At 60.1% G+C, this 25,086-nt stretch carries 18 protein-coding genes; 8 read left to right on the top strand and 10 right to left on the bottom strand.

The window, feature by feature from the left end; all coding sequences use genetic code 11:
• Positions 1 to 93 precede the first annotated feature (93 nt).
• The 5 genes from JNK74_02560 (at position 94) to JNK74_02540 (ending at position 5,424) form a co-directional block, all read left to right on the top strand.
• Positions 94 to 1,476: a glycoside hydrolase family 88 protein gene (locus tag JNK74_02560; GenBank protein ID MBL7645050.1), complete on the top strand. Its 1,383-nt coding sequence runs from the start codon at positions 94 to 96 to the stop codon at positions 1,474 to 1,476.
• Between the two features lie 33 nt (positions 1,477 to 1,509).
• Complete coding sequence (locus JNK74_02555; protein MBL7645049.1) at positions 1,510 to 2,655, top strand: Gfo/Idh/MocA family oxidoreductase; 1,146 nt, start codon at positions 1,510 to 1,512, stop codon at positions 2,653 to 2,655.
• 90 nt (positions 2,656 to 2,745) lie between these two features.
• Positions 2,746 to 3,531 (top strand): 3-ketoacyl-ACP reductase, encoded by a 786-nt coding sequence (locus tag JNK74_02550; protein MBL7645048.1) that lies wholly within the window; start codon positions 2,746 to 2,748, stop codon positions 3,529 to 3,531.
• 143 nt (positions 3,532 to 3,674) lie between these two features.
• Positions 3,675 to 3,989, top strand: a complete 315-nt coding sequence (locus tag JNK74_02545; GenBank protein MBL7645047.1) for a hypothetical protein — start codon at positions 3,675 to 3,677, stop codon at positions 3,987 to 3,989.
• Positions 3,955 to 5,424: a sulfatase gene (locus JNK74_02540; GenBank protein MBL7645046.1), complete on the top strand. Its 1,470-nt coding sequence runs from the start codon at positions 3,955 to 3,957 to the stop codon at positions 5,422 to 5,424. Before JNK74_02545 ends, JNK74_02540 begins: the two co-directional genes overlap by 35 nt.
• On the opposite strand, the gene JNK74_02535 is transcribed toward JNK74_02540, so the two are convergent.
• The 3 genes from JNK74_02535 to JNK74_02525 all read right to left on the bottom strand — a co-directional run bounded on the left by JNK74_02535 (position 5,413) and on the right by JNK74_02525 (position 8,329).
• Positions 5,413 to 7,269, bottom strand: coding sequence for an oligopeptide transporter, OPT family (locus JNK74_02535; GenBank protein ID MBL7645045.1), 1,857 nt, complete (start codon positions 7,267 to 7,269; stop codon positions 5,413 to 5,415). The two genes, JNK74_02540 and JNK74_02535, sit on opposite strands and share 12 nt — an antisense overlap.
• A 77-nt stretch (positions 7,270 to 7,346) precedes the next feature.
• Complete coding sequence (locus JNK74_02530; protein MBL7645044.1) at positions 7,347 to 7,577, bottom strand: hypothetical protein; 231 nt, start codon at positions 7,575 to 7,577, stop codon at positions 7,347 to 7,349.
• Between the two features lie 140 nt (positions 7,578 to 7,717).
• Positions 7,718 to 8,329: a histidine phosphatase family protein gene (locus JNK74_02525; GenBank protein MBL7645043.1), complete on the bottom strand. Its 612-nt coding sequence runs from the start codon at positions 8,327 to 8,329 to the stop codon at positions 7,718 to 7,720.
• A gap of 328 nt (positions 8,330 to 8,657) precedes the next feature.
• On the opposite strand from JNK74_02525, the gene JNK74_02520 reads away from it, so the two are divergent.
• Entirely contained in the window at positions 8,658 to 11,375 is a 2,718-nt protein-coding gene (locus tag JNK74_02520) for a bifunctional acetate--CoA ligase family protein/GNAT family N-acetyltransferase (protein MBL7645042.1), read from the top strand.
• 57 nt (positions 11,376 to 11,432) lie between these two features.
• Here JNK74_02520 and JNK74_02515 read toward each other — a convergent pair whose 3' ends face one another.
• The 3 genes from JNK74_02515 to JNK74_02505 form a co-directional block, all read right to left on the bottom strand.
• A complete protein-coding gene (locus JNK74_02515) occupies positions 11,433 to 12,392 on the bottom strand; it encodes a hypothetical protein (protein ID MBL7645041.1) in 960 nt (319 codons plus the stop codon).
• A 90-nt stretch (positions 12,393 to 12,482) separates the two neighbouring features.
• A complete protein-coding gene (locus JNK74_02510) occupies positions 12,483 to 14,222 on the bottom strand; it encodes a sigma 54-interacting transcriptional regulator (protein MBL7645040.1) in 1,740 nt (579 codons plus the stop codon).
• Between the two features lie 6 nt (positions 14,223 to 14,228).
• Complete coding sequence (locus JNK74_02505; protein ID MBL7645039.1) at positions 14,229 to 15,803, bottom strand: PAS domain S-box protein; 1,575 nt, start codon at positions 15,801 to 15,803, stop codon at positions 14,229 to 14,231.
• Between the two features lie 435 nt (positions 15,804 to 16,238).
• Between JNK74_02505 and JNK74_02500 the strand changes: the two genes are divergently transcribed.
• A complete protein-coding gene (locus tag JNK74_02500; protein MBL7645038.1) occupies positions 16,239 to 17,675 on the top strand; it encodes a DASS family sodium-coupled anion symporter in 1,437 nt (478 codons plus the stop codon).
• Here JNK74_02500 and JNK74_02495 read toward each other — a convergent pair.
• Complete coding sequence (locus tag JNK74_02495) at positions 17,659 to 19,512, bottom strand: glycosyltransferase family 39 protein (protein ID MBL7645037.1); 1,854 nt, start codon at positions 19,510 to 19,512, stop codon at positions 17,659 to 17,661. The genes JNK74_02500 and JNK74_02495 overlap by 17 nt on opposite strands.
• Before the next feature lie 232 nt (positions 19,513 to 19,744).
• Between JNK74_02495 and JNK74_02490 the strand changes: the two genes are divergently transcribed.
• The gene (locus JNK74_02490) at positions 19,745 to 20,830 is read left to right on the top strand and encodes a mannose-1-phosphate guanylyltransferase (protein ID MBL7645036.1); all 1,086 of its coding nucleotides are present in this window, start codon (positions 19,745 to 19,747) and stop codon (positions 20,828 to 20,830) included.
• Between the two features lie 54 nt (positions 20,831 to 20,884).
• Here JNK74_02490 and JNK74_02485 read toward each other — a convergent pair whose 3' ends face one another.
• The 3 genes from JNK74_02485 to JNK74_02475 all read right to left on the bottom strand — a co-directional run bounded on the left by JNK74_02485 (position 20,885) and on the right by JNK74_02475 (position 25,037).
• A complete protein-coding gene (locus JNK74_02485) occupies positions 20,885 to 22,318 on the bottom strand; it encodes a PhoPQ-activated pathogenicity-related family protein (GenBank protein MBL7645035.1) in 1,434 nt (477 codons plus the stop codon).
• Positions 22,319 to 22,445: 127 nt separating this feature from the next.
• A complete protein-coding gene (locus JNK74_02480; protein ID MBL7645034.1) occupies positions 22,446 to 23,576 on the bottom strand; it encodes a DUF1573 domain-containing protein in 1,131 nt (376 codons plus the stop codon).
• 66 nt (positions 23,577 to 23,642) lie between these two features.
• A complete protein-coding gene (locus JNK74_02475; GenBank protein ID MBL7645033.1) occupies positions 23,643 to 25,037 on the bottom strand; it encodes a BNR-4 repeat-containing protein in 1,395 nt (464 codons plus the stop codon).
• Positions 25,038 to 25,086: the final 49 nt, after the last annotated feature.

Genomic DNA, 25,086 nt, shown 5'->3' with positions numbered 1-25,086 from the left:
TCCCAAGATGCCACGTCCCCGGTGGGTGGAAGGCTGGGCGGGCGACTGCTACAATAACGCCTTTGATTTCGTATCCAACACCGAGAGGGCCCCATGCACCTTCCTGACACTTTGAACGCTTCCAGTCTGTCCACTCAACTCGATCAGTTCTTTTCGCTGGCGGGCCCGAAACTCCTCAACCTCGACAATGCATGGGATCCGGCGAAGGGTTCGCCCGTGTTTACCGTCGCGGGCAATTACACGAGCCGGGGCTGGACGGAGTGGACCCAGGGCTTTCAGTACGGTTGTCTGGTGCTGCAATTCGACGCGTCGGACGACAGCGAGTATCTGGATCGGGGTGTGCGGCGGATACATGATTACATGGCGCCGCACATCAGCCATGTGGGCGTGCACGATCATGGCTTCAACAACCTGTCCACCTATGGCAATGTGTTGCGCCTGGCCAAGGAAGGCCGGATACCCATGGCGGACGACGCCCGGGCCTTTTACGAGCTCGCCGTCAAGGTTTCAGGCGCCGTACAGGCCGCGCGTTGGTCGAGGATCGCCGACGGCACGGGTTATATCCACAGCTTCAACGGCCCCCACTCCCTGTTCAGCGACACCATACGCTCCTGCCGTATTTTGATGCGGGCGCACCAGTTGGGCCACGTGCTTATGGGCGAAGGCGACAAGAAGATATCCCTCTGCCAGCGGGCGCTGGAGCACATGCGGAACACGCACCGATTCAACGTTTACTATGGGACGGGGCGCGACCATTACGACGTGTACGGTCGCGTCGTGCATGAAAGCATCTTCAACATGACGGACGGCCAGTATCGCTGCCCCAGTACGCAGCAGGGCTACACTCCCTTCTCCACCTGGACGCGCGGGCTGGCGTGGGTATTGCTCGGCGCGGCGGAAGAGTTGGAGTTTCTTCCCTTGTTGGACGACAACGATCTCGCGTGTCAGGGGGGACGTGCCAACGTGGAAGAAATGCTGCTTGCCATGGCCCGCGCGACCAGTGATTTTTACATCGAGAATACAACCGCCGACGGTATCCCCTTCTGGGACACGGGCGCGCCGGGGGTGGTTCACTTTCCCAATTATCGCGACGAGCCCGGCGACCCGTATAACGCCCACGAGCCGCTGGACAGTTCGGCGGCGGCAATTTCGGCCCAGGGCCTGCTGCGGCTTGGACGGTATCTGGGATTGGATACCCAAGAAGGGGCGCGATACTTCCGGGCCGGGCTACAAGTCGCGAAGACGCTGCTTGCCGCGCCCTATCTCTCGGAGGATCCCGCGCACCAGGGCTTACTGCTCCACTCGGTCTACCACCGCCCCAACGGCTGGGATCACGTGCCCGAAGGCCGGTCGATCCCTTGCGGCGAGTCCTCCATGTGGGGTGACTACCACGCGATGGAGCTGGCGGTCTATTTGAAGCGGTTCATAGCGGAGGGTCCGTACCTCACCTTTTTCGAGCCGACACAGTCCATTTGATAATCAACGTGCAATCACGATAAGGATCATTTCATGACCACCCACAACATCGGCATCATCATGAACGGCGTCACGGGACGCATGGGCACCAACCAGCACCTGGTTCGATCCATTCTCGCGATCCGGGAACAGGGCGGCGTAAAGATTGACGATACCAGCCGTATTCTCCCGGAACCGATTCTGACCGGACGCAACGAGAGCAAGCTTGCGGCGCTGGCGGCGGCCCATGGTGGATTGAAGTATTCTACCGACCTGGCTGGACTGCTTGCGGACCCCGCCTATCCCCTCTATTTTGACGCTCAAGTAACCCAGCGCCGTTTTCCCGATGTTAAGGCGGCGATTGCGGCCGGAAAGCATGTCTATTGCGAGAAGCCCTGCGCCGAAAACACCGAGCAGGCGCTGGAACTGTTTCGTCTGGCGGAGACTGCGGGCGTCAAGCATGGCGTGGTGCAGGACAAACTCTGGCTTCCCGGCTTCCTCAAACTGAAGTATCTCATCGATACCGGCTTCTTCGGCAGGATTCTCTCCGTGCGTGGCGAATTCGGCTACTGGGTGTTTACCGGCGAAGACCAGCCCGCGCAGCGCCCGTCCTGGAACTATCGCAAAGAAGACGGCGGCGGTATTATCGTGGACATGCTGTGCCACTGGCGCTATCTGGTGGACAACCTTTTCGGCAATGTGACGTCGGTTTCCTGCCTGGGCGCAACCCATATCCCCACGCGAATCGACGAACAGGGCAAACCCTACACCTGCACCTCCGATGACGCGGCCTATGCGACGTTCGTGACGGATCGAAACATTGTCTGCCACTTCAATTCCTCGTGGTGCGTGCGGGTGCGCCGCGACGATCTTGTGACCCTGCAGGTGGACGGCACCCACGGTTCGGCGGTGGCCGGCCTGCGCGAATGCGTGACCCAGCATCAGGCCAACACCCCCAAGCCCGTATGGAATCCGGATATCCCAAGTCCCATCGACTTTAACGCGGGCTGGACGACCGTCCCCACCAACCGCGTCTTTGACAACGCCTTCAAAGCCCAGTGGGAGCTTTTCCTGCGCCACGTGGTATTGGGCGAGCCCTTCCCCTGGGGGCTGAAGGAGGGCGCGAAGGGCGTTCAATTGGCCGAGCTCGGCCTGAAGAGCTGGGAAGAGCGCCGCTGGCTGGATGTGACGCCGCTGTAGAATAGGACCGATACGGCGAGTACGACGGATTGATTCAGTCGGTCATTTCCGTCTTGTCCGTCCTATGAAACGCGAAGGGAACCCGATCACATGAAGAAAGTTGCACTTATCACCGGCGCCAGCCGTGGCATCGGTCGGGGCATTGCCCTGACGCTCGCCCGGCATGGCTATGACATTGCCGGTGTGGCCACCAACCCCGATCCCGAGAACACCGAATCAGGGCTGTACGAGGTGAAGGCGGAGGTCGAAAAACTCGGACGCCGGCTCCACCCTATCCGTGGTGATGTGTCCAGTCTGGAAGATCACCCGCGTATCCTTGCGGAAACGGTGGATGCTTTTGGACACGTGGATGTCCTCGTGAATAATGCCGGCGTTTCCCTCGCGAAGCGCTACGATATCCTCGAAACGACGCCGGAAAGTTATGACCGGGTGATGGGTATTAACCTGCGCGGTCCATTTTTCCTCACGCAGACCGTGGCCAATCACATGGTGGCCCACCCCAGGGACAACGCCGCCGTTGCTCCGTCGATCATCTTCATCACCAGTATTTCAGCGACGGCCGCGAGCGTAAATCGCGCCGAGTACTGTATCAGCAAAATGGGCGGCAGCATGGCCTCTCAGCTCTTTGCCGTGCGGCTTGCGGAGCATGGCATCAATGTTTATGAGATTCAACCCGGCGTAATTCGTTCGGACATGACCGCCGGCGTGACCGAGAAGTACGACGCCTTGATCGAGGGGGGACTCCTGCTTCAGAAGCGTTGGGGCACCCCGGAAGACATCGGCAAGGCCTGCGCCGCGCTGGCGGAAGGCTATTTCGGCTATGCGACGGGTGCGAAGATTGAGGTCGGCGGCGGATTTGGTGTCCGGCGGTTGTAGTGTGTTTCGAACCTGCGCTCGGGCGAACATCAGCCCGTTTGCCATCACGACGGTGGGCGTGAATAATACCACTGTTGCAACCAGGCCGGGTTGAAGCCCATCAGCGCTCGCCGAACGAGTTTATGTCTGCAAGGATACCCTCTATGTTTCTATTCACGATATCTGCCGAGCCGGACCCCGAAAACGAGGAGCACGGCGAGTATACCCACGCCGATGTCTCCGCCTGGATCAATTTCCAGGAGCTCCACGGGGCGGAAGAACTGGCCCGTTTTTACATCCGGGAGGCCGGCTGGACGCCCGGTGACACGATGAGCAGTTTCGAACTGGCCGAGGAGGCCATGACCGAAGACGATGAAATGTGGGAGTTCATCGTGGAGGCGAGGGAGTTTGGCCACAGCCTGCTCATCGAGGCGTGGGAAGAGGATGACGAAGGAACCGACGCCGACGAGGAGGAATGAAATGCTCCGGGTTGCCCCATTGATTGCTCTGGCGCTGGCGCTCTTGACGTCAAGCACCCATGGAGAGCGGCTTCCAAATGTGGTTATCGTCCATACGGACGACCAGGGCTATGCCGACACCGGGGCCTATGGCGCGACGGGCTTTCAGACACCCAACCTCGACCAACTCGCCGCCGAGGGCATTCGTTTCACCTCGGCCTACGCTGTCGCAAACGCCTGCAGTCCATCCCGCGCCGCGTTGCTGACGGGGTGCTATCCCGTGCGTGTGGGCCTGCCCGATGTGCTGGGACCCAGCCAGCGAAATAATGGCCGCGCGGTTGGCCTCCATCCCAATGAGGTGACGGTGGCGGAATTGCTCAAGCCCCTTGGTTATGCCACCGCGTGCGTGGGCAAATGGCATCTGGGCGATATCCCCGATTTTCTTCCTCTGAATCAGGGCTTCGACGCGTATTTTGGACTTCCCTACTCCAACGACATGTGGCCCAACCATCCCACCTCAAAAGATTTTCCGCCACTCCCGCTCATGGAGGGCAACAAGGTTATTGAGACCAACCCGGACATGAATCAGTTGACGACGCGATACACGGAGTACGCGGTCAGCTTTATCACCGAGCACAAAGACAGGCCCTTCTTCCTCTATCTTGCCCACAGCATGCCCCATGTACCCCTCGGGGTATCGGACAAGTTCCGTGGAAAATCCGCCCAGGGCCTTTACGGCGATGTCATTATGGAGATTGACTGGTCCGTCGGTGAGATCATGCGCACGTTGCGGGAGGCGGGACTGGAACAAAGTACGATGGTCATATTCACTTCAGACAACGGCCCCTGGATCAGCTACGGCAACCACGCCGGATCCGCCGGCCCCCTGCGCGAAGCGAAAGGAACCACCTGGGAAGGGGGCCATCGCGTACCCTGTATCGTGCGCTGGCCGGGCCGGATTCCCGCAAATCAAGTCTGCGACAAGATGATAGCCAATTTCGATTTCTACCCCACGATCGCCGAAGCAACGGGGGCGGTCCTCCCGACAGACCGCATCATCGATGGCAAGAGCCTGTGGCCCCTGCTTGAAGGCAGACCCGGTGCGGGCACGCCCCACGAATACTTCTACTTCTACGGACGAGATGAACTCCAGGCGGTCCGGAAGGGCCCCTGGAAACTCCACCTCCCCCATTCGTACCGCACTCTGGAAGTACCTGCGGGCACAGACGGCCTACCCGCGCCCTACGTGCAGCGGGACACCCCCCTCGCCCTGTACAATTTAACGGAAGACATCGCTGAAAAACATAATCAGGCGGCTGGCTCTCGCTTTGTGGTGGAAGAACTTCAGGCAGCCGCCGAGACATTCAAGGCCGCCATGGCGCTGGAAGCCCGGCCTGCGGGGCTTCATGAATCCCCGGTCGCCGCCGCGGATGAACCGGTCCCCTCAGGAGGGTGAATTCCGCCGGGAGTACCAGCCGAAATAGCCCACAAGACCGGAAAACAAGAGTAGCGACAGAAGATCCAACAGCCCCGACGGGATAGCCTCCACGTTCAGGGCCAACTTTACGCCCAGGGCCAGTGGTATGGCGAGTGCGATTCCCATCAGCGCCTCTCCTGCGATTAATCCCGACCCGAAGAGTATCCCGCTGCTGCTCGCGTCGTCGGAGTCTGTGCGCGTCCGCGCGATAGCATAGTGCAGGAGCCCGCCAGCCATGATGGGCACCGACAACGACCACGGCAGGTAAATCCCCACGGCAATGGGCATGATATGGAGCCGTACTGGCGACTTCGCGCGCTCCAGAATCATGTCCAGCACGATGATGGCCACACCGACGCCGAGCCCTGCCTCGATCATTGCATAGGGAAGCCCCCCGTCTCCGAAGAAACCCTTGGCAAGACTGGCAAATAACGTGGCCTGGGGCGCTTTCAATCCATCGCCGATACCATAAGCGGAATGAAGCAAACCCAGAACGGGCGTCAGAAAGAAAGCGGGCACGACAACCCCGAGCACCTCCGCCCACTGCTGGCGCTCGGGCGTAGAGCCCACGAGCTGACCGGTTTTCAAGTCCTGGGCCACGTCGCCCGCGCTGCACGCCACACAGCAGACTACACCGGCAACGCCGAGGGTGGCCAGGATGGCGGACTTACCTTCGCCGCCGGCGAGCCAGATGATGAACACAGCGAGAAGAAGGGCGCAGATGGTCATCCCCGACACTGGAGAATTGGACGATCCCACGAGGCCCACAATGTAAGTGGCGACGGCGGTAAAGAGAAACGCGGCTGGAACCATGACCGCAGTGGCCGCCAGGGCAAGACCCACGGAGCCTATAAGATTCACATACAGAAGCAGCGTGCAGGCGGTCGCCAGAACAAAGATGATCATAAGCGCGCGAAACGTCATATTTCGCTCGGCCCTCGGAATAGCCGACCGCTGCCCGGCGTGATCGGCGGACACCGTATAGAGACTGCGCACACCGGCAACGAGACCGCCACGAACCTTCCAGATGGAGTACAAGCCGCCCACGAGCATGGCGCCGACGCCGAGATAGCGCACCTGGGAACTCGAAAGCTCCCACGCCATGGCCACAGGCGCGGTGGCTTCGGTCTCGACGAAAGGCCCCACGATTGGAATGGCAACGAGCCAGCCAATGACACCGCCAAGAAAGATCTGGGACGCGATGCCCAGGCCGACGATATAACCCACGGCGAGCAGGGCCGGACTCAAGTCCGCACCGAGGTAGAACACACGCTGACCGATGGCGGTAGCCCCTTCCACCGTGCCGCGGACGACGCCCAGCCCGGTGCCGAGCAGCTTGAAGCACGCGCCCAGCCCCAGACCAACGATGATACCCCGAATACCCACGCCGCCACCCTGACCGGCCTGAAGCACTTCCGCACAGGCTACGCCCTCCGGATAGCGGAGGTCCTTGCGATCAACGATCAGGGTCTTGCGCAGGGGCACCATGAACACGATGCCCAGAAGCCCGCCGGTGAGAATGATGCCCGTGCTGATCCAGAAGTTGAAGGAGTCCCACACGCCCGCGATCAACAGGGCGGGCAGGGTGAAAATCGCTCCGGCGGCCAGACTTTCCCCCGTGGAGGCGATCGTCTGCGAGATATTGTTCTCCAAAATGGAGCCGCGTTTGAAAATCCCGCGCATTACGGCCATGCTGATGACGGCAGCAGGTATGGACGCGCTTACCGTCATGCCCACCTTGAGCCCCAGGTACACATTGGCCGCACCCATAATGATGGCCAGCAGCGTACCCAGCCCCAGCGACAGACCGGTGCATTCGGCCATTTCGTTGCCGTCGTTGCCCCGCCCCTGCTCGTGACTCATGGAAATCTCCTGTAATCGTCTAAGAGTGCTCGGAAGTATCAGTCCCGGCGCGGCTTGCGAACTGGATGGAGCCACTGCCCCGCCTGGGGGTCTGGCGTAAGCCGCGGACGGGCGTAACGATGGAGAGCGCAGAAGTATTCGGATATGGAGAGGCCGAGATGCTCCGCCGTCTCCCGAATCTCCTCGAACTCCTCGTCATGCATTCGAAATTTCAACTGCTTGGTCTTGAGGGTGTAGGAATCAAGACGGTGCGGCTTGACCTCCGACATTGCTTCCATAATCCTGCGTTCTGCGTCTTCCGATCCCATAAACATCACCCGGCGTTGTTTCTTTGTCTGCGAAGCACCCCACGTGCTCCCACCTCCGGCCTATCTTAGCACAGGGCATCGCATTGAAGACCTGACCCGGTTCAAGCTCCGGCGACGACAATTCGCGGTGGCTCCTCGCCGGAGAGATGGGTGGCACAGTCCCGGGCCACAAGGGTCCACCGCCCCCCGTCATACTCCGCCAGGGTGAGCGCGGCGTTACGTGAGCCAATGCCCTCCGCCGCGTCGTCCCCGAAGAACTCGCTTACAAATGCATGGCACACAAGGCCATGCGTGATAACTGCCACCCGCTCGGTCGCGAGGTGTGCCTGACTCGCAAAATGTTCAAAGGCCTTTCGTACGCGCAAGCGGAAATCCCGAACCCCCTCGCCCTCCGGCGGTATGAAGTCGATATCCGTAAAGAAGCGGGGTTCGTCGTCATAGGACTTTCCGGTCAGGAGTCCGGGATTCCGCTCCCGAAGTGCCGGGTCGTAATCCATCGGGGCTCCCGTGTGCGAAGCAACGATGCAGCCGGTCATGACGGCGCGGCGCAGGTCGCTGCAGATGATTCGGTCCAGCCGCTCCTCTTTCAGGCGATGAGCCAGCAGCGTGGCCTGCCGAATGCCGCGCCCATTCAAGGGAATTTCATGATAGCCCTGCATCATTCGGTTGCGGTTGAAGTCTGTTTCGCCGTGGCGGACGATGTAGAGTCTCATGGTCCTCGTGGTCTTTCCAGCCGGTCATTTTCTTGAGCGGCAACAACAAATTGCGCACATGTGTCACCATGAACGCTACAGTTTAGCGCATTGAACAGATCACATTACACTACTGCTCGACGCGGTCGCTTCTAACGCCTTGTGCCACGCCCGATTACTGTGTAATCATTCAGGCATCGAACTTGCTTGTCAAATTTACTTGCACACGCTGAACACTCGGTGAGTAAAGCGTACCCACCCAGGATTGACCTCCAACTCAAGGCAATCGGGCGCGGGGGCATTGTAGTGATAGTACACGATTTTGAATGCATAGAGGAGGCCTTTTCGAATGAACATAGCCGACGCCGGTAAACAGGGTTGCCTGGAGGCGATCTTTAATCCCAAGACTGTTGCCGTCATAGGCGCCACAGAGCAGCCCGGCAGCGTGGGCAGGACCATGCTGTGGAACCTGATCAGCAGTCCCTTCGGGGGCACGGTGTATGCCGTCAACCCCAAGCGCCACAACGTGCTCGGCATCAAGGCCTATCCAAACGTCACTTCCATTCCCGAGCCGGTCGACCTGGCCATTCTCGTCACGCCCGCCTCATCGATCCCCGAGATCGTACGCGAATGTGTGGCCTGCGGCGTGAAAGGCGCCATCATCATCTCGGCGGGTTTCAAGGAAGTCGGCGAAAAAGGGGCCGCCCTGGAGGCGGAAGTGCTGGCGGCGGCCGGCAACGGGCGCATGCGCATCATCGGCCCGAACTGTCTGGGCGTCATGAACCCCATCAAGGGAATGAACGCCACCTTCGCCAGCAGCATCGCCCGGCCCGGCAGTGTGGGCTTTATCAGTCAGAGCGGTGCCCTCTGTACGTCGATTCTCGACTGGAGCTACAGCGTCAACGTGGGCTTCAGCGCCTTCATCTCCATCGGTTCCATGCTGGATGTGGACTGGGGTGACCTGATCTACTATCTGGGCGACGATCCCAACACCAAGAGCATTGTGCTCTACATGGAATCCATCGGCAATGCCCGTTCCTTCCTCTCGGCGGCCCGGGAAGTGGCCCTGAGCAAGCCCATTATCGTGATCAAGGCCGGTCAGACCCAGGCTGCGGCTCAGGCGGCGGCCTCCCACACCGGCTCACTCGCAGGCAGCGATGGCGTACTTTCGGCGGCATTCCGCCGGACGGGGGTATCGCGCGTATACACCATAGCAAGCCTCTTCCAGATGGCCGACGTGCTGGAGAAGCAGCCGCGGCCCCGTGGACCCCGTTTGACCATTCTGACCAACGCCGGTGGTCCCGGTGTGCTCGCAACGGACGCCGTGATCGGCGATGGCGGCGAGCTGGCCGAGCTTTCGGAAGAGACGATCACGCAATTGAACGGCGTGTTGCCACAGGCCTGGAGCCACAGCAACCCGGTGGATATTCTCGGCGATGCCGGCCCGGATCGTTATGCCAAAGCCCTTGAGATAGCCTCGCGGGACCCCAACAGCGATGGCCTGCTGGTCGTGTTGACCCCTCAGGCCATGACCGACCCCACAAAGACGGCGGAAGAACTTGCCAAGGTGAAAATGGCCTCCAAGAAGCCGCTATTGGCAAGCTGGATGGGCGGCGACGGCGTTCAGGCGGGACGGGACATTCTAAACAGTCACGATATCCCCTGCTTCGACTATCCCGACACCGCCACGAAGGTGTTCAACCTGATGTGGCGCTATAACTACAACATTCGCGGTCTTTACGAGACGCCCATGCTGCCGCCGGACGAAACGGCCCAGGGGCCGGATCGCGGTCTTGTGGATAAACTCATCACGGATGCGCGCCAGGCCGGCAGGACCATCCTCCCCGAGCATGAATCCAAGAAGATTCTCGCGGCCTATGGTATTCCCGTAGTGCCGACGGAAGTCGCGCGCACCTCGGAAGAGGCGGTGGCTGCGGCCGATGCCATGGGCTATCCCGTGGTGCTCAAGCTGTACTCCAATACCATCACCCACAAGACGGACGTGGGCGGCGTTCAGTTGAACCTGAAGTCCGCGGTATCCGTGGCCGGGGCCTTCGACACCATTCTGAAGTCGGTCACCGAAAAGGCGGGAGCCGAGCACTTCGAGGGCGTCGTTGTTCAGCCCATGGTGCAGAACGAGGGCTATGAAATAATCATCGGCAGCAGTATCGATCCCCAGTTCGGACCCGTACTGCTCTTTGGCTCCGGCGGCCAATTGGTGGAGGTGTTCAAGGACAGCGCCCTGGGCCTGCCGCCTCTCAATACCACTCTCGCCCGGCGCATGATGGAACAGACCCGCATCTACGCCGCGCTCAAGGGTGTGCGCGGCCGCAAGCCTGTGGATTTGGTGGCGCTGGAACACCTCCTTGTCCGCTTCTCCAAGCTGGTCGTGGAACAGCCCTGGATTGCCGAAATCGACATCAATCCCCTGCTCGTTTCGCCCGATGGCCTCATCGCGCTGGATGGTCGGGTCGTGCTGCATGGCTTGGACGTCACCGAGGACAAGCTGCCCAAACTCGCTATTCGTCCCTATCCCCTGGAGTATTCCGAAGATTGGACGAGCAAGAAAGGCGAGACAATTCACATTCGCGCCATCCGTCCCGAAGATGAACCGCTCATGGTCGCCTTCCACAAGACGCTCTCAAGCGATACGGTCTATTACCGCTATCTTGGTTTGATCTCGCTGGACCAGCGCGTCAGTCACGAGCGCCTGACCCGCCTCTGCTTTATCGACTATGATCGCCAGATTGCCCTCGTCGGCGTCTGGAAGAATCCATCCACCGGGGTGGAAGAGATTATCGCGGTGGGCCGGATCGTCAAGGAGCACCGTTACGGCGAAGGCGAGTTCGCGATCGTGGTGAGCGACCACATTCAGGGTCACGGCATCGGTTCGGAACTGCTCCAGCGCCTGGTGAACATCGGGCGCAAGGAGGGCCTGAACCGAATTACAGGTTCCGTGCTGCCCGAGAATCGCGGTATGCTTCATGTCTGCCAGAAACTCGGGTTTGAGGCGACCCGCATCCCCGGCGAACCCACGCTCGTGGTCCGGGATTTGACCAAGCCCTGATACGAATTTAAGAACGGCGCGCCGGAAACGCGGAAGAATCCGGCGCGCTTTTTCTTTTCAGCGCATGACCGGGGCGACGCGCTCTCCGTTGGTGGTCACGATGTGTACTTCATGGGCGCGCGCCTTCGGGTGGAAGAATTCCCAGACGACCTTCTTCTCCCGCGTTACTTCGAAAATGCGGGGCTTCTCCGGATCCTGTTGGGCATAGCTGCAGATGACCGCGTTTCCATTGGGGAGCCGCTGCGCGCCGCAGGGGTCGCTGAGTCGCCCGCCCACATCGCCGTTGTCGAGGGACCAGGCCACGCTGTTGTCCGGCGCAAACTCCGCCACGCGATTTCCGTGGGTCAGGTTGACATGGATATTGCCATCCGGAAGCAGAATAGCCGTGAAAGGCCAACTATGCTCCTCCCGCCCGCCGAAAGCAGGCAGGTCTGTGGGTATGCTGCGCACGACCTCGCCCGCCGGTGTGTATTCCTTCACCTTAAAGGCGTGGAGATGGGGCACGAGATAGTTGCCATTGGGCAGTTTGCGGGCCATGCGCGTCTGCATGTGGATATCATCGGCTTCCGGCTGCAGGGGCACTTCACGGGTAGTCTTGCCCTCTGGAGAGAGCTCCAGAATGCGCGGGCGAGTCCCCCGCTCCACGATCATGGTTTGGCCATCCTCCAGGCGGAGGACCGTTCCGAGTTCGGCGTTCACCGGGTCCAATTTGTAGGACCAGACAATCTCCTGGGTGCCCGCTTTGAACTCACGGGCTTCATTGTCCACGGAAACGAGGACGTTGCCATTCTCCAGGATATAGCCGTCATGTGAAGCGCCGGGCGTTTCCCAAATGAGCCTGGAGTCCTCGTCGTAGAGATAGGTGCCCGTGGAGCCCGTGATGAGCAGACTGTGCCGTATTCCCCCGGCACTTTCCTGCCGGGGATTCGGTTTTTCCCTCGCCGGCGCGGCGTGAACCTCGGGGGCGCAGGACAAGAGGCAGGCCAGCGCCAAGAAGAATGCGGGGAAACGAAACATTACGGTGCTCTCCCATGGGGTGGGTTCGGGTCAGATACTGCTCGCCCGAACCGTATCACAGGAAACGCACAGGCCGCAAAGCGCCCTCACTCAGTCGGGCCGATCCAGCTTGTACGCGCGGATGCGCTGATAGAGGGTGTTCCGCGCGATACCGAGGAGCCGCGCGCTCTTGGCCACGTTCCAGTCCGTCTTCACGAGCGCATCCAGCACCTGATTCCGGTCCAGTTCCCGCGCACCGGGCACATCGGGCGCGGAGGGCGCGATTCCGGAACTATGGTTCGGTCGCTGCCCCACTTCTCTGGGAAGATGGTCGGGTCGTATCACCGTGTCGTGACAGACGATGAAAGCCCGTTCCAGACAGTTCTCCAGTTCCCGGATATTTCCCGACCAGGTATGGCGCAGCATGAGCTCGAGGGCTTCCGAGGACAAGCCCGCGATCTCCTTTCGGAAGGTCTGATTGAATTTCTTGCAGAGATGGTCGATCAGCAGGGGAATATCCACGCGCCGATCCCGCAGCGGCGGCAATTCGATACGCACGACGTTGAGGCGGTAGTAGAGATCCTCTCGGAAGGCGCCCTCGACTATGCGCTGCGCCAGATTCTTATTCGTCGAAGCGATAATACGGACATCCACTTTGATCGGACGTGTATCCCCCACCCGCTCGAATTCTCGCTCCTGGAGAACCCGCAACAGACGAAGCTGCAGACGCGGGGAAATGTCCCCCACTTCATCCAGAAGAATCGTGCCGCCATTGGCCGCTTCAAAGCGGCCAACACGGTCTTTGATCGCCCCGGTGAAGGCCCCTTTGACGTGGCCAAAGAGTTCGCTCTCAAGAATATCCTCCGCCAGTGCGGCGCAATTGACCTTCACGAAGGGTCCGTTGGCCCGGTGGCTCTTGTAGTGGAGGGCCGCCGCGACCAGTTCTTTACCCGTACCGCTTTCACCGTAGATGAGCACCGTCGAGTCCGTCTCGGCGACGTTCTCGATGAGATTGAACACTTCCGTCATGGGGGCGGACTTGCCGATCATGTCCTGGTACTGGTGCGAAGAGGCGAGCTGCTTTTCGAGACGTGTAATGTGGGTGAGATCGCGAAGGACCAGCACCGCACCGCCCGGTGAGACTCCCCCGTTGCCCAACGGCGTGGTGGACATCACCAGAACCTTCTCGCCGCTTCGCGCGAGCGTGGCTTCGACACGGAACTCGCCCACTTCGCCCCGGGTCGCCAGGGTTTTTCGCAGGGCCTCGGCCGCACGGTCAAGGCTGCCGGTGAACACATCGCGCGCCAGGCGGCCGGTTAGTTCGCTCAGATCTTCGCCGAGCATGTGGGCCGCCGCCGCGTTGACCTGGCGGATGATCCCCTGATCGTCCACCGTGACGATACCCTCGCGAACGGCATGGAAAATGGCCTCCAACTCCCGGCGGTAGGCGTCAGTCCGCGCCGCGTACTCGTCCCGTTCGGCGACGAGGCGGTTGTGCTCGAAGGCCAGGCGGACCACCCGCTTGAGGGCATCCCCCGTGACGGGCTTTGCCAGGTAGTCGAAGGCGCCGAGGCGCACGGCTTCCGCGGCGGTTTCCACGCTCGGCTCGCCCGTAATCATGATCACTTCCGTGCGGGAAGTGGCCTGGCGCACAAATCGGAGGAGATCCACGCCCGTATCGCCGCCGAGAATGATGTCCGTCACCACGACATCAAAGGTGCGCCGATCCAGCAGCGCCCGGGCGCTCTCATACGACGAGGCGGTTTCCACGTGGTAGCGATCCGCTTCCAGGAACCGCGCAAAGGTGAGGCGCAGTACGTCCTCGTCTTCGACTATCAGCACACTGTTCATTTGCCCTTACTCCAGCAACCCACGGTTGCCATGCCCCGTCGATGACGGGCCGTCCACGGGAAGGTACACTTTGAATCGCGCGAATTCGCCCGGCACACTCTCGACTTCGAAGAAACCACCGTGATCTTTGACAATGCCATCGGACACGGAAAGGCCCAGTCCCGTTCCTTTATCGCGGCCCTTGGTGGTGAAAAAAGGATCGAAAAGGCGCAGTCGGGTGGCCTCGGTCATGCCGATGCCATGGTCTTCCACCTTGACCTCCAGGTACGCCCGTCCCCGGATCTGGGCCTGGTCGATCCCGATCGTCATGATCTTGTTCGGCGAACCCCCGGGGTAGCGCTCGTCCAGCGCGTGGATCGCATTGATAATCAAGTTCATGAGCACCTGTTGAAGTTGCTCCCCCCGGCACCGTATGCGCGGGAGCGACTCGGGGATATTGAGTCGCAGCTCGATCAGCGATTTTTCTATCTTCTTGGCGCTCAGCGAAAGTACCGAATCCAGCACTTCGGTCATGCTGGCCTGGGAGTATTGCTCCTGCTGCTGACGCGAAAAGGTCAACAGTTTCTTCACAATAGTCGCAACGCGCTCGGCCTCGGAACGGATCAACTCCGCAAACTGCCGGTCGGGCGACGTGGCGGGCATGTTTTCGAGGAGAATGTCGGCGCAGTTGATCACGCCGTTGATCGGATTGTTGATCTCGTGGCCCACCCCCGCCGCAAGCTCGCCAATCGACGCCAGCTTCGAGGCCTGGATCACCTTCGCCTCGGCCTCCCGGCGCTCCACCGCCTCGCCCAGCGTCCGGGCTATCGCCTCCACCATGGTGCAGTCTTCCTGGGTCATGATGCCCGGAATGGAGGCGTCAATGGATTCGCGATATACGAGTTCCAACTTGCCCCGGCAGCGCCCGCCGACAATAATCGGGGCGCTGAAGGTCCAGGGGGTGGTGGAAACGGCCAACTCTTCGTAGACGTGGCCGTCAAACACGATCCGGGTTCGGGTGCGCTCCGGATGAGAACAGGCGGGCCGGATAAGCTGGGCGACGGAGCGAAAGATATCGGTTTCCACCGCCTGGCCTCGGATGACTTCCCCAACGCTGTAAAGGCATGTGATTTTCTTGTTGCGCTCTTTCAATTCGCCCAGAAGGCGCTCCTGCTCGCGGCGGGCTTCGTACTCAACCGAAATATCCCGAAGCAACCCGGAGAAGTAGCGCTCGGTCCCGAAGGCTACCTCGCTGATTGTGAGGTACACCGGTATCGTACTGCGGTCCTTGCGCTGCGCGACGACTTCCCGGCCAATCCCGATGATGCGCTGTTCTCCCGTTTCCAGATACCGCGCCAGATAGGCGTCGTGGTGGCGCGCGTAGGTGGTCGGCATAATCATATTGATATTGTTGCCGACGAGTTCCTCGCGCGTGAACCCGAACATACGCAGGGCCGCCGAGTTTACGTGCTGAATGATGCCCTTGTCGTTGATGGTCAGAATTCCATCTACCGCACTTTCAACCAGACCACGAAACCAGGCATCGTCGTCCCACTTGTTGACGACCTCTTCGACTTTGTCGGCCAATGGGTCATGTACCATTCGATCAAACCTTCAGGGTGTGGGTGGCCGGTCCTCGGCAATCCATCCTCATCGCCGCAGCTTCGGCTGCGGAATTGGATTCGCGTCACTAAATCTGGAAGACATGGAGCATGTTTCATGCCATGCGACGATTCAATAAGCAGCCGCTCAAAGGTGTTCAAAATGAACACGTTAGCAAGTCGCGAAGTTCAAACTCGCGGAACAAGCATAGACAAATTGCGCAACTATGGTCAAATTGAACAATGTTGACCCGACCAACTATATCAAAGGGCTCCAGGAAGTCACGATTTCGGTGAGATCACGCCGTCTGGCGGAAGCGGTGCTGCGGCACGGAAAATGCTCCTATAACTTCGACGGGCACCGCCCGCAGAGTACGTCTGAACTCGCCGGGGCGGGAATTTGAAGTAGTCAGACACGCGAAGGAGTTGACTCGCCATGTCGAGTAAAGCGAATGCTGAACACGGTTCGGCACAGAAAGAGAACATCGGTCGCAGTGTATTCAAGAACACGGTTCTGGCTTTTGCTGCGCTGCTTGTGGCCGCCGGGGTGTATTTCATTATGCCCGCGACGATGGAAGAGGGGGCGCGGCGCATGGCGACCATCTTCGCCCTTGCGGTGGTCCTGTGGATCACAGAGGCCATTCCCCTTTTCGCCACCAGCCTCGGCGTGATTGCCCTGGAGTCCTGGTGGGTGGCCCTGCCGACGGATGTCGGGGCGCACATGAAATATCAGGTAGTGTTCAACAGCCTGAGCAACCCTGTCATCTTTTTGTTCCTCGGCGGCTTCATCATGGCGAAGTCGGTTCAGAAGCATCGAATCGACGTGCAGATGGCGGCCCTGATGCTCCGCGCCTTCGGATCGCGCCCCCTGGCCGTACTGGCGGGCATCATGCTCATCACGGCGATCTTCAGCATGTGGATGAGCAACACGGCGACGACGGCCATGATGCTCATCATGGTGCAACCCTTTGTGGATCGCTTGCAGGAACGTGATCGCTTCCGGAAGGCCCTGGTCCTGGCGGTGCCCTTTGCGGCGAACATCGGCGGTATCGGCACCCCCATCGGCACGCCGCCCAATGCCATTGCCCTTGCCCAGTTGCAGACCGCCGGGCTGCATATTTCCTTTGTGAGCTGGATGGCCTTCGCCGTCCCCTTGATGCTGATTTCTCTCGTGCTGGTTTGGTTCCTGCTCGTGGTCCTCTTCAAACCCCGCACCGATCGCTTTGAGGTCAAGGTCGAGAGCAATTTCAAGGCCACCCCGGAAGCCATGACGGTCTATCTGACCTTTGCCATCACGGTGATTCTTTGGGTGACCGGTTCCTGGCACGGAATTCCGACGGAAGTAGTGGCCGTGCTTCCCGCCGCGGTCCTGACCATGACCCGCGTCATTTCGGAAAAGGACTTTAACCGCCTCGAGTGGAACATCCTCATGCTGATCGCGGGTGGTGTCGCCCTGGGTGACGGCATCACCAGCACCGGCCTGGACAAGTGGGTCGTCGCGGCGCTGCCATCGCAGGGGCTGAACTTCTTCATGTTGACCGGCCTCGTAGGTCTCATCGCCATCGGCCTGAGCACGGTTATCAGCAACAGTGTGGCCGCCCTGATTCTAGTCCCCATTGGCCTGGCCATGGCTGCCGGTATTGGCAGCTCCACGATTCAGCTTCAGGTACTGGCGGCCATGTGCGCCATCATGACCAGCTTCGCCATGAGCCTGCCCATCTCGACACCGCCCAACGCCATAGCCTACGGCACGGGCGAAGTTCGAAATCGCGACATGATGATCTCCGGCGGTATCATTGGCGTGGTCGCCAGCGTGGTGGTGATTTTGACCGGGCCCTTCGTCATCGAACACATCCTCACCTGGGTGGGTTGAGAAGCGCCGTAGCTGCATCATTGGCCAGCAACAGTACGTGTCGGCTCCCCACGGGGCGGTCCACCAGAATCGTGGCGGGAATCTCGCCCGGATAGAGCGGTAACAGCCAGCGCCAGTCCTCTTCCTGTATAAAGGCGAAGGCGGGCGCTGGTTCTTTGAGCAGGTTAATAAAATCCGCGATGGCCTTCTGGAGATCGGCTTCAAAGGCGCGGATGGCCGCCTCATCTTCGTGCCCGGCGACGGCCGACTCAATGGCGTCAAAAAGGGCCTGCCGCTCTTCCGGGGTCACGTGTTGAAGGTTTGCAACCGGGACCTCGTCCACCGCTTTGGCAATGGTCTTTCTGGCGTCCTTTTGAAGTTTGGCCTGCTCCATGATCGTATCGGGTGTAATCTCGCCCACGAGCCCGGTGAGCACGGGGGTGTGGAAGTGTCGGGCGTAGTAGACGTACTCCTCGCGGGAAAAGCCGACGGAATACAGCTTGAAGTCCACACCGGCCTCGGCCAGGGCCCGCACGGGTTCACAGATGGGCCGGGCGGACTTGAAATGGTTGATCTCGGGATAAGCGGTGAAAACCGCCAGACTATAGATCAAGAGCGTCTGAACCGCCATGACCGGCGGCGTCATAGCGCCCCCGCGTTTCAGGAGCAACAGCATTCCCGCCAGCCCGGTGACGGCCCCCGCGCCGGCAAGCAGGTATACGCGCCAGATCGCCTGCGCCTCGATCGGGCTGAAGGCCAGGGCCACCGGCGCCACGGCAAAGAGCGTCAGCAAGACGGACCAGGCGACGCCGCCGCGCAGCAGCCACTTCAGGTTTCCTGTTTTGCGCAGATGGACTATGGCGGCACCGAAGAGCATGGCGAAAACGGGAAGCAGGGGCAGGAGATAGAGCTCCCGCTTTCCGATGGATATGGAAAAGAAGATCAGTGCGGGCACGAGCCACGAATGGATGGCCCACATGGCCTTGGAGGACTTTCGGCTCTTCCAGGCCCAATAGAGCACCGGCGGCGCGATGAAGGTCCAGGGAATCAAGTCCACCGGCAGGGTTTCAAGGTAATACCAGGGGGGCTGGGCCTTGCTCACGCCCAACAGGAAGCGCCCGAGGGTGTTTCGAAAGAGATTCTCCCCCATGCCCGATTGCACGGCTTCCGCGGCAGTATCCGCACCATACATACGGGCCGGCACGTACCACAGGAGGGTAACGCCGATGGCAAAGAGCGAACCCAGGACCCAGTGGGTCTGCTTACGGGGCTCGGGTTTCTTCCAGTAGAATCCGACGAGGAAGAGGAGCGGGAATACGAGGGCGGGCGGCCCCTTGGCGAGCATGCCCGCGCCAATCGCGGTGTAGGCGAGGGCGAGCCAGGCGCTCTTTCGTTCGTCATCCCATCGCCAGAAGGCGTAGAGGGCCGTGATCATGGAGGCGGTCAGCAGTACATCGATCTGGCCTCTTCGGGCCTGATACCAGAAACGGAAACACGTGATCAGCACGATGGCGGCCCAGAAGGCCACTTCCGCGTTGAACATGCGTCGTGCGAGCAGAAAGACAAGTCCCACGACGTATATGCCCGAGAGAATCGAGGGAAGGCGCGCCGCCCACTCGTTTGTCTCATCCAGGAGCGCTCCGAAGGCCGCCATGGACCAGAACAGGAGCGGCGGTTTCTCGGTGTACACCTCGCCATTGACGCGGGGAACGAGATAGCCGGTCTCCCCCATTTCCCTGGCCACTTCGGCGTAGCGTGGCTCGTCGGGCGGCCACAGGTCGTAGCCGCCGGCGTTGAGACTGAATACCAGGGCGGCCAGGGCGAGCAGGCCCAGAAGGATCTTCGTGTCGCGGGTCATGTCGAGATTCCAGAGTACAGGCCGCGCCTGTCACGGGGTTGGAAGGGAGCCCTGATCGTATCATCCGCCGCGCGGCAACTACAACGGGCGACGTCATCCAGTTCACATCGAAGGACGGAAACCGCTATGATAAGCCCCGTCGGGGTTGCAGTACGTTCGGCACCAGACCATTTTTTCATAGAAGGAGATTCGGGTGAGTTCCACCGATACACAACAACGCATAGCGGTCATTATGGCGGGCGGTTCCGGCGAGCGATTCTGGCCGGTTTCCAGGCGACTTCACCCGAAGCAATTGCTTCGGCTTACCAGCCCGACGGACACCATGCTCCATGAGTCCGTAAACCGCCTTACGCCCCTTATCTCACCGGAGCACATCTACGTGCAGACCAGCGAAGAGCTGGTTCCGGCAATTCGGGCCGCCAAACTTGGCATTCCCGATGAGAATGTGATTGCGGAACCCTGCCGACGCAATACGGCGGGTTGTCTGGCCTATGCCGCGGCCCACATGCTTGCGCGCTATGGCGGCGATGGAAGCAACCTGAGCATGGCCGTGGTCACGGCCGACCACCGTATCGGCGACAATAAGGCTTTCGCGGAAACGGTTTCAAAGATTCTGAGTGTCGTGGAGTCCGAACCCGTACTCGGCACCATCGGCATTCCGCCGACTCGGCCATCAACGGGTTTCGGCTACATTCAGGCGATTCTCGATGAGAAGCCGCAGGACCTCGGCTCCGTACCTCAGTCGTTTACGGTGCAGGCCTTCCGCGAAAAGCCCCCGTTGGACGTGGCCAAGTCTTATGTGGCCAGCGGCGACTATTTCTGGAACAGCGGCATGTTCTTCTGGAACATCGCGACCTTTGTAAAGGAATTCGACGCGGCGGATCCGGCCTATGGCCAGGCGATTCGCGCGATGGCGGCGGCCAAGGCTGATGGCGACAATGATAAGGTCGTCAAGATTTTTGAAGGGCTCATCAGCATTTCCATCGACTACGCCCTGATGGAAAAAGCCAACAAAGTGGCCATGGTGAACGCCACCTTCGCCTGGGACGATATCGGCACGTGGTCGGCACTCGAACGTTCGCGCGAAGCGGACGAACAGGGCAATGTAACCCAGGGTGACCCGGTGCTTATCGACAGCGAAGGCTGTATCGTGTATAACGATGAAGGTGCGGACGCCCGGGCGGTGGCGGTGATAGGCGTGACGGATCTGGTGGTGGTGGTGACGAAAGATGCTGTGCTCGTGGTGCCTAAAGACCAGACGGAAGATGTGAAACGGGCTGTTCAGGCCTTGCAGGCCCGAAACGCGAAGCAGTTGTAGTCCAAAATCAATGCCGCCCGATAGATTCATATCGGGCGGCATTTTTCTTACTGCTTACTTGGACAGGTAGCCCTTCGGCAATACCGCCGGCGGGGTGTAGGTGAAGGGCATCGTCTCGGGGAGCACCTTCACCGGCGTGGTGTACTTCAGTGCGGTCCCTCCCGGGCCTTCAAAGGTCAACTCGACCATCTGCGCGGTCCACCCCTTTTCGGGGGTCTGAAGTTTCACGCGATAGGTGCCGTCGGCCTCGGCCTTGACCTTCTTGTCCTTCCAGATCTTGCCGACGACGTCCACACGAAAGTCGCGGGTCTCGCTGTTGGTGGCGGACCAATAGCGCACGGACTTGGGCTTCGTCGCCGACTTTACGACCAGGCTATCGCCCTCGAAGGCCCAACTGTATTGCGGCAGCGGGGTCTTGCTGATAATGCAGTGATAAAAAGACACGAGGGAGTACAGCGCATCCGAACCATCAAGGCCGTGACCGGCGTTGGGCACATAGCGGAGGTACTTCTCCCCTTTCAGATCATCCCAATAGAACTGCGAAGAATCGGGCAGAAAAAATTGGTCGCCGCAGGCGTTCACGATAAACTTGGGCATGGTGTAGCGGTCAATGTAGCTGTAAGGTTCTACCAATTGAAGCAGGGCGTCGTATTCCGGCGTACCCATCCAGTCCATGAGACCGGCATTCTGGTAGTCACCCACGGCCGGCGCCCAGAAGCCATAGGCTTCCCAGTGGTGCTTGAAAGACTCCTTGATATTGAGCAGGTCGATCACAAAGGGCACAATGGCCACGACCCGCTTGTCCACCGCCGCCGTCGTCCACGTGGTCCAGCCACGCTTCGATCCGCCGGCCACCACAAAATTGTTGATGGTATGTTTGCCGGCTTCGTCCGTCGCGGCAAAGGCTTGCACCGCGTCCATCGCCCGGACCGCGCTCTTGGTCATGGGCAGGCGCGCGGGCCAGGATTCGTCGCCGGTGCGGAGGAATTTGTCCCACGTGTAGGCGATGAGATCGTCCTCGGTGCGCTTCTTGCCATCCTTCGCGAATTCAAGGGGCTGGTTGGGCACCATGGATAATTCGACAACGACCGAACTGGTCAGCTTGGCCATCTGGGCGAACTCTTTGTTGATTTCGTCGGGCGCTTCGTTTCCATTGTTGCCGCCGCCGATGAAAAGCAGGGCCGTGTCATATTTCACTTCGTCCGGGACGGTAACCGTAACCCAGTGTCGCCATTCGGTCCGGTCGACCTCTTCAGGGGTGCGCCAGTTCTGGGAGACCATGTTCAGGACATACTGGGTGACCCCTTCTTTGCTCAATGAACCCTCGACTTTCCAGGAAAAGCTGGGATCGGGCGCGTGCACGTAGCGGTCCAGGGCGGTTTCCGCCGCGGCCTTGGGCGCCTGGGACTCCGCTACAACGCCGGTATCGGCCAGTGCGAGACCCAGAAAGAGGGGTACCAGTATTTTTGAGATCGGGCGGACTTTCAAGCTGCTCTCCTTTGCCGGAACGCTATCCGGATGCTGATTGGACTAGACTGGGCCCCTCGACCAGCGGTTTCAACGAAAAGGCCCCGGCAGCAGACCTGATTACTACCGGGGCCGGATTCTCGGAACTTCAGTTTTCGCTTTCTTTCGCGGGTGCCGCTGCGCCCGGAAGCTGGGGCGGAACCGCCGTGCTTACCACGGGCGTGGGCTCCGTGACCGTTCCCTTGGGAATGCGCGATGGCGTCCTCCCCACCTGGGTCACCCGGGCCGGCCGGACTTTGAAGGGGATGCGAATTTCGGGCGTGTCGGGCAGATTGGTCCGCACGATGAGCTCTTTGTCCTTCAGAGAGTTGTCCAGCGGCATCTCGCTCAGCTTGATGTGGTAGTCATTCTCCTTGCGTTTGATCAGTTCGGCTTTCATGCCTTCGATCGGCGCGATGACTTCCAGCAATTCGAATGATTTGGTCCGACCGGCGACCACCTGGAGGTACTGGGTCGAACGGGCAGCGTTTGGATCGGTGCTGGACTGGATCGTGACGAAATTCGGCTGAACCGTCAGCGCCCCGATGACATGACCGAAGACCCGTGCTTCCAGTTGCGGACGGGTGGTCTCGCTGGTGGTAATCTTGATGGTCCCGCTGATGTTGCCGGGCATGAGATTGGGATTCGTGGTGGCGATGATCTTGTATTCCTTGCCGGGGGTAACCGTTTCCACGACCGTCTGTATCGGGGCCGCGCCTTCGACCGTCACTTCTTTCACTTCAAAGGAGTAACCCTCCTTTGTGGTGTGCAGTTTAATCGGAAGGACGTGGGGCTCGTTGTCGATAATCTTGCCGAAGTTGAGCATGCCCGGTTCCATCATGATCAGGGCCAGGGCCGTACCCTTGAGCTCAAGGTAGTACTGAGGCGTTTCCGGATCGTTGGTAAGCACCGTAATCTTCTTGGTCTGCGGGCCCTGCTTGCCCTTGAGGTTGAAGGTTACCCCGACCTTGGTTTCTTCGCCCGGCGCCAGCGTGTTGACTTCCGGTTTGGCGACGGTGCACCCGCAGGTCGTCTTTACTTCCGTGATCTGGAGGGGCTCGTCGCCCGCATTTTTGATCACAAAATCGTGGGTGACCTTGCCCTCGTTGTCCTGTTCGCCAAACTCGTAAACCGGCGCCGGACTCATGATGATAGGGGCCGCCTGACTTGCGGAACCAAAAACTCCCAGGCCGACAACGGCCACGATGGTGGCAAGGGCCCTGCACATACTAGATTTCACGTTCTTTACTCCTGTGTGGCACCCGGATTTATCGGTGTGCCTTGGTTCAGTGCCCCACGCTGCATCTTATCTCGGGAATGCTATAACGACCGGCTTTTCCCGTTCGTTGACCATCTCAAAAGGCAACTGTCTCACTTCCGACGCCTGCGCGTCATAGAAGTACAGGCGAGACGTTGAGGACTCTCGCCCATGTCCGTCGGCCCAGAAGGACAAAAAGCCGTCCTGCGCGCCCAGAGGCCGCCGGGCGTAAGTGTGATTCATCGCACTGCCGCCGGTCAACTGCCGCACCCGCGACCAGGTCTGGCCATAGTCCTCGCTCTGCCAGAGGGCCATTTCCCCGCCGGGATTATAGGCCTGGGGCCCGGTTTCGGTAGCCCCGATAACCCTGATCAGGCCCTTTTCCCCAATATAGAGCGAGCCGAAGTCGTAGTTGTTGTCCGACTCGGTGATTTCGTGGAATTCCCAGGCCGTGCCATTCCAGCGGGCCAGCGTCCAGAGGCGCGGACCGCCCTCAGGGCCCGAAACCCAGCTTTTCGCGGTCATGTAGAGCAGATGGGGATTCCCCGCTTCGTCATAGTTCAAATCCATCGTATACACCAGCAGTCCCTCGGCCGCGTAGTCCCGCACGAGGGCCGGATTCTGAATTTCGGTAAGGGGTATGGATACCGACGCGCCGTCCGCAGCCGACCAGGTCTTGCCGAGGTCAGGCGTGTGCATGTAGTACAGATTGGTGCGGAAATTGAGTCCTTTTCCGGCCGGGTGGTAGTTGAAAAAGCTCCCCACGCGCCCTTTCCACGGCCAGCTTACCTGGTAGTGCCCTTCTTCGATGTGGGCCATGGCCACCCGGTCGCTCCAGGTGCGTCCATCCGGACTCGTGCGGAAATATAGGCCCCGTCCGTCCTTGTACCAGGTATGGAGGAAGAAAAAGCCCTGCCCCTCGATGTACCACGGCTGGGGATAGGAATAATTAAAATCCGCCACCTGCTCGAAGGCCGTGATGTCATAGGGCTTCAGGCTCCTGAAGATCCAGGAGGGCGGCTCATTGCCGTGGGCACTGGCAAAGACGAAGAGGTAACCCTCGGCGTCGATGGAGAGCACCGGGTTGTCGTGGGCGTCGGTCGTCTTCTTGTCGATGATTTTGACCGGTTGGGGCACTTCCCCGGTTGCATGGTCGTACCAGGAGACCATTTCCCAGAGGGAATCGCCCGTCTCGGAGGTGCCGCCGTAGACAAAAAAGGTCTTGTTCACCGCCGGGGCGTATATCGCCATGGGGATGTGGTTGGCGCAATAGGTGCCCAGGCCCCCGCTGTATTTGTAGACATACTCGTTATTCGTCTTCTGGTTGGCGTACCAGATACCCCGGTAGCCCGTCACCGGCTCGCCGATGGGAGGCTGGGGAGCGTCGGCCATGGCGGGCAGAAGGAAAATGAGGGCAACGAGAAAAGCCGTGATTTTAGACATCGTTTGGTTCGCTCTCAGGTCTTCATTGCATTTCGGGCCGCAGTTTAGT

The sequence above is a fragment of the Candidatus Hydrogenedentota bacterium genome, assembly GCA_016791475.1.
GTDB lineage: Bacteria > Hydrogenedentota > Hydrogenedentia > Hydrogenedentales > JAEUWI01 > JAEUWI01.
Note: the sequence above shows the minus strand (reverse complement) of the source record. Positions and strands in the feature narration are given on the sequence as shown.